Origin of the sequence: Mycobacterium sp., from assembly GCF_049280035.1 — a bacterium.
GTDB lineage: Bacteria > Actinomycetota > Actinomycetes > Mycobacteriales > Mycobacteriaceae > Mycobacterium.
The window spans coordinates 1-4,713 of sequence record NZ_JBAPPI010000101.1 but is presented as its reverse complement, the minus strand read 5'-3'; the positions used below and the strand labels follow the sequence as shown (position 1 = coordinate 4,713).

Below are 4,713 nucleotides of genomic sequence, written 5' to 3'. Positions count from 1 at the left end.
TACATCACCGACCGCTTCCTGCCCGATAAGGCGATCGACCTGGTGGACGAGGCGTGTGCGCGGTTGCGCACCGAAATCGACTCGATGCCAGCCGAATTGGATGAGATCACCCGTCGGGTCACCCGGCTCGAGATCGAGGAGGCGGCGCTGGCCAAGGAGACCGACGCGGCCAGCAAGTCCCGGCTGGAGGAACTTCGCAAAGAATTGGCCGATCTGCGAGCGGAGGCCGACGCCCGGCACGCGCAATGGGATGCCGAACGGCAGGCGATCCGGCGGGTACAGGAACTGCGCGGGCAACTCGAGCAGCTCCGGCACGAGGCCGAAGAAGCCGAACGCAACTATGACCTCAACCGGGCGGCCGAGTTGCGCTACGGTCAGATCACCGAACTGGAACGCAAACTGCAAGCGGCCGAGGAACAGCTGACGTCCAAGCAGGGCGAAAAGCGGTTGCTTCGCGAGGTCGTCACCGAGGACGAGATCGCCGAAATCGTGGCCGCATGGACCGGCATACCGGTCGCGCGATTGCAGGAGGGCGAACGGGAAAAGCTGCTGCGGCTCGACGAAATACTGCACGAGCGGGTGATCGGCCAGGACGAGGCGGTCCAGCTGGTCGCCGATGCGGTGATTCGGGCCCGCTCCGGAATCCGGGATCCGCGCCGCCCGATCGGCTCGTTCATCTTCCTCGGACCCACCGGGGTCGGTAAGACCGAGCTCGCGAAGACGCTGGCCGCCGCATTGTTCGACAGCGAGGACAACACGGTCCGGCTTGACATGAGCGAGTACCAGGAGCGGCACACAGTGAGCCGGTTGGTCGGTGCGCCACCGGGATACGTCGGCTACGAGGAGGGCGGCCAGCTCACCGAAGCGGTGCGTCGCAAGCCCTACTCGGTGGTGCTGCTCGACGAGATCGAAAAGGCGCACGCCGATGTGTTCAACACCCTGCTGCAGGTGCTCGACGACGGCCGGCTCACCGACGCACAGGGACGTCAGGTCGACTTCCGCAACACGGTGGTCGTCATGACCTCCAACATCGGATCGCACTACCTGCTCGACGGCGTCACCGCGGACGGCGAGATCAAGCCCGACGCGCGCGACCGGGTGATGGCCGAGCTGCGCGGACACTTCCGACCCGAGTTCCTCAACCGCGTCGACGACATCGTGTTGTTCACTCCGCTGTCGATGCCGCAGCTCGAACGGATCGTCGAGCTACAGCTGGCCGAGCTGCGGGATCGGTTGGTGGAAAGGCAAATCGAGCTCGACATCACCCCGGACGCTCGCCGGATGATCGCCGAACACGGCTACGATCCGGTGTACGGGGCGCGGCCGCTACGCCGCTACATCGCCCACGAGGTGGAAACCAAGATCGGCCGGGCGTTGCTACGCGGCGACATCGCGGGCGGTGGCAAGATCCGGGTCACCGTGGAGAATGGCGAACTCGCCGTGGGCTATTCGGAACCGGCCCTGGCGGCCTGACTGAGGAGGCGCCATCGAATCAGACATCGTGACATGCCCGCACTGCGGAAAACGCAACCGCGTACCCGCGGCGGCCGCGGGGAAGCCCCGGTGCGCCAACTGTCACCAGTGGCTGCCGTGGATCGCTGCGGCCGGCGACGGGGACTTCGCCGACGTTGCCGAAAAGTCCTCAGTTCCAGTGCTTGTCGACCTGTGGGCGACCTGGTGTGGACCGTGCCGCATGGTGAGTCCGGCGCTGGAGCAGCTCGCCACCGAACGCGCCGGACAACTGAAACTCGTCAAGGTCGACGTGGATAAGGCACCGGCGATTTCACAGCGGTTCACGGTGCAGGCGGTGCCGACACTGCTGCTCCTTGACCACGGGCAGATACTGGCGCGGCAAGCGGGCGCCGCTCCCATTGCGGCGCTGCGCAATTGGCTGGACCAGGCGCTGTCGGCCGGCAGCGGGAAGGACGCACGGTCATGACATCCGTGTATATAGATCCACACGTGGCGGCGATCCGCCAGGTGCGCCCGCGCACGAACGGCTGCGAGGAATGTCTGCGGCTCGGCACACCGTGGGTCCACTTGCGGCTTTGCCTGACGTGCGGGCATGTCGGCTGCTGCGACTCGTCACCGATGCGGCATGCCCGAGCGCACGCACACACGGTGGGCCACCCGATCGTGCAGTCCATGGAGGCCGGCGAGAAGTGGCGCTGGTGCTACGTCCATGAGAACTATGTCTGAGGCCGCCATCGACCAGCGCGAATCGCCTCCGCTGGCGGAAACCCCCGACATCTACGGCGCGTACCCGCGACTGTCCGACGATCAGATTGCCACCCTCGAGGCAGGCGGCGCCCGGCGCGCCGTCGGCACGGGCGAAACGCTTGTCCGCGAGGGTGAGCGCTCTGACTACTTCTTCGTCATTCTGTCCGGCAAAGTCGCCGTCACCACGACCGACGACGCGGGCAATCGGCACGTCATCCGGGCACATGGCCCCGGGCGGTTCCTCGGGGAGCTGGGCGACCTCGAAGGCCAAGCCGCGTTCTACACCGCCGAAGTGGTGGAACCCGGCGAAGTACTCGTGGTACCGACCGAGCGGGTGCGGGCCCTGGTCGCCCACGATCCGGTGCTCAGTGACCTCATCCTGCGCGCATACCTGTTACGCCGCTCGCTGCTCATCCAGGAAGAATCCGGATTCCGGATCATCGGCTCCTGCTATTCGCCGGACACCGCCCGGCTGCGGGAATTCGCAACGCGAAACCGATTGCCACACAGATGGATTGACCTGGAACGTGACAAGTACGCCGAACGGCTGCTGCAGCGGTTCGGAGTATCGCCCCAAGACGCCCCGGTGGTGATCTGGGGCGGTGAGGTGCTGCGCAACCCGACCAACACCGAGCTGGCCCGCCGGGTGGGACTGCCGGTACCCGATACAGTGCCCGACGAATCCGACGTCGTCGTGGTGGGCGCCGGTCCGGCAGGGCTGGGCGCTGCGGTGTATGCCGCGTCGGACGGCCTGACCACCGCGGCGATGGAGCGGATCGCAACCGGCGGGCAGGCCGGGACGTCATCGAGAATCGAGAACTACCTCGGATTCCCCGGCGGAATCTCCGGAGCCGACCTTGCCGAACGGGCAGTTCTGCAGGCCGGCAAGTTCGGAGCGCGGATCATCGTGTCCGCGGAGATCACCCGGCTGGAATCCGGCGGCGGCCAGCACCGGGTAACGCTCGCGGACGGGGGGTCGGTGGTGGCCAGGGCCGTGGTGCTGGCCATGGGAGCCAGGTATCGAAGGCTGGCTGTTCCAGGAATCGAATCGTTCGAGGGCAACGGCGTGTACTACGCCGCCACCTTTCAAGAGGCCTTGATGTGCGGCACGGGGCCCGTCGTCATCGTGGGGGGTGGTAACTCCGCGGGCCAGGCGGCGGTTTTCCTCGCCGCGCAGGTTTCCCGGGTGTACGTGGTGATCCGCGGCGACGACCTGAACAAAACCATGTCCCGATATCTCGTCGACCAGATCAACCGGCACCCCCGCGTGACTGTCCTGTCGTGCACCGAGATCCGGCAGGTACACGGAAACGGTGCACTCACGGCGGTGTTGACCGAGGACAAACGAACAGGCGAGCGGCACTCGATCCAGACCCGCGCCCTGTTCGTCTTCATCGGCGCCGATCCCAACACCTCATGGCTCGCCGGCGCCATCGAGCTCGACGACCACGGCTTTGTGCCCACCGGCCCGGCGGCGCTCTACTCGGACACCGACGGCAATCACGGGCGAACGCAACGTCAGCCGATGATGCTCGAGACCAGCCGACCCGGGGTGTTCGCGGCGGGAGACGTGCGCAGCGGCTCGGTCAAGCGGGTGGCGTCCGCGGTCGGCGAAGGATCTATGGCCATCCGCCAAATCCACGAGTACTTCGGGACCTGATCGGCGGACCGGACGCCCCGACCGGTCAGCAGCCCGCCATTCGGCAATATCGAACCGGTCGCCTGATTCGGACCGGTCCGTCTTGGAGTGCGCTGGCCACGTCTGTAGCGGTGGGAATCACCCGAAGACAAAATGTCAAGAATCAACCGAGGCCATACAAACATAGGGTGCCCCCTCGACCTAGATCCAGATGAGTTAGCCCAGATGCAGCGCCTCTGGAACCGACAGGATGTAGGTGTTGTTGGACGCGTGGCAGCCACACGGCGCGATCTGGTTGCCGTTCGGCCCGCTGGCTCCGGTGCCTCCGGTGCTGCCGGGCTTGCCGTTGTGCCCAAGAGCCCGTTGAGGGTCGCCGGCAGGGGGCATCACACGCCGTCACCACATCTCCCATCCGAGGCTGGTAGCCGCCTGCGCCTGGAGCGCCCGGGAGCGGATGTGACGATCAGTGCATGGTGTCTCCGACAGATCTTCCACACGCCGACCATGGTCCACAGATTGTGCTGGGCCTCGTGGGGGCGCCCGGTGTGGCTTTTTCACTGGCCCGTGATCTCGCCGATGCGGGTTTGGGTGAGGAACTCGAGCGGCGGTTACCGGGAGCGCGTTGGCGGGTTGAGGCGGTGGAGAGCCGCCTGGTGCAGCCGCCGGCCACCGACGCTGCGATCGTGGACGCCGCACGGCGATTGCTGCTGGACAGTGGCTGGGATGTGGTGGTTTGCCTGACCGATCTTCCGTTGCACATTCGCCGGCGTCCGGTCGTGGCCCACGTCAATCCGGTCCACAACGTGGCGATTGTGTCGGTGCCTGCGCTCGGTGCGCTGGGTGCTCGGCAACGG

Annotated in this window: 5 protein-coding genes and 1 pseudogene; 5 read left to right on the top strand and 1 reads right to left on the bottom strand. The window is 66.3% G+C overall.

Features of this window, described 5'->3' with window-relative positions; translation table 11 throughout:
* The 4 genes from WAN71_RS03390 to WAN71_RS03375 all read left to right on the top strand — a co-directional run.
* Window positions 1–1,473 (top strand): AAA family ATPase (locus WAN71_RS03390; RefSeq protein ID WP_422223976.1); only part of this gene is annotated, 1,473 nt, incomplete at its 5' end.
* Between the two features lie 13 nt (window positions 1,474–1,486).
* Window positions 1,487–1,939: a thioredoxin gene (gene trxA / locus WAN71_RS03385; protein ID WP_422223977.1), complete on the top strand. Its 453-nt coding sequence runs from the start codon at window positions 1,487–1,489 to the stop codon at window positions 1,937–1,939.
* Window positions 1,936–2,199 (top strand): UBP-type zinc finger domain-containing protein, encoded by a 264-nt coding sequence (locus WAN71_RS03380; protein ID WP_422223975.1) that lies wholly within the window; start codon window positions 1,936–1,938, stop codon window positions 2,197–2,199. The genes trxA and WAN71_RS03380 overlap by 4 nt, the downstream gene beginning before the upstream one ends.
* Window positions 2,192–3,880 carry an FAD-dependent oxidoreductase gene (locus WAN71_RS03375; protein WP_422223974.1) on the top strand — a complete coding sequence of 563 codons (1,689 nt, stop codon included), beginning with the start codon at window positions 2,192–2,194 and terminating at the stop codon, window positions 3,878–3,880. The genes WAN71_RS03380 and WAN71_RS03375 overlap by 8 nt, the downstream gene beginning before the upstream one ends.
* Before the next feature lie 195 nt (window positions 3,881–4,075).
* Here the strand turns inward: WAN71_RS03375 and WAN71_RS03370 are convergent, their stop codons facing one another.
* Entirely contained in the window at window positions 4,076–4,249 is a 174-nt protein-coding gene (locus tag WAN71_RS03370) for a hypothetical protein (protein WP_422223973.1), read from the bottom strand.
* Between the two features lie 80 nt (window positions 4,250–4,329).
* Here WAN71_RS03370 and WAN71_RS03365 point away from each other — a divergent pair.
* A pseudogene (locus tag WAN71_RS03365) lies at window positions 4,330–4,713 on the top strand (hypothetical protein); the annotation flags it as partial.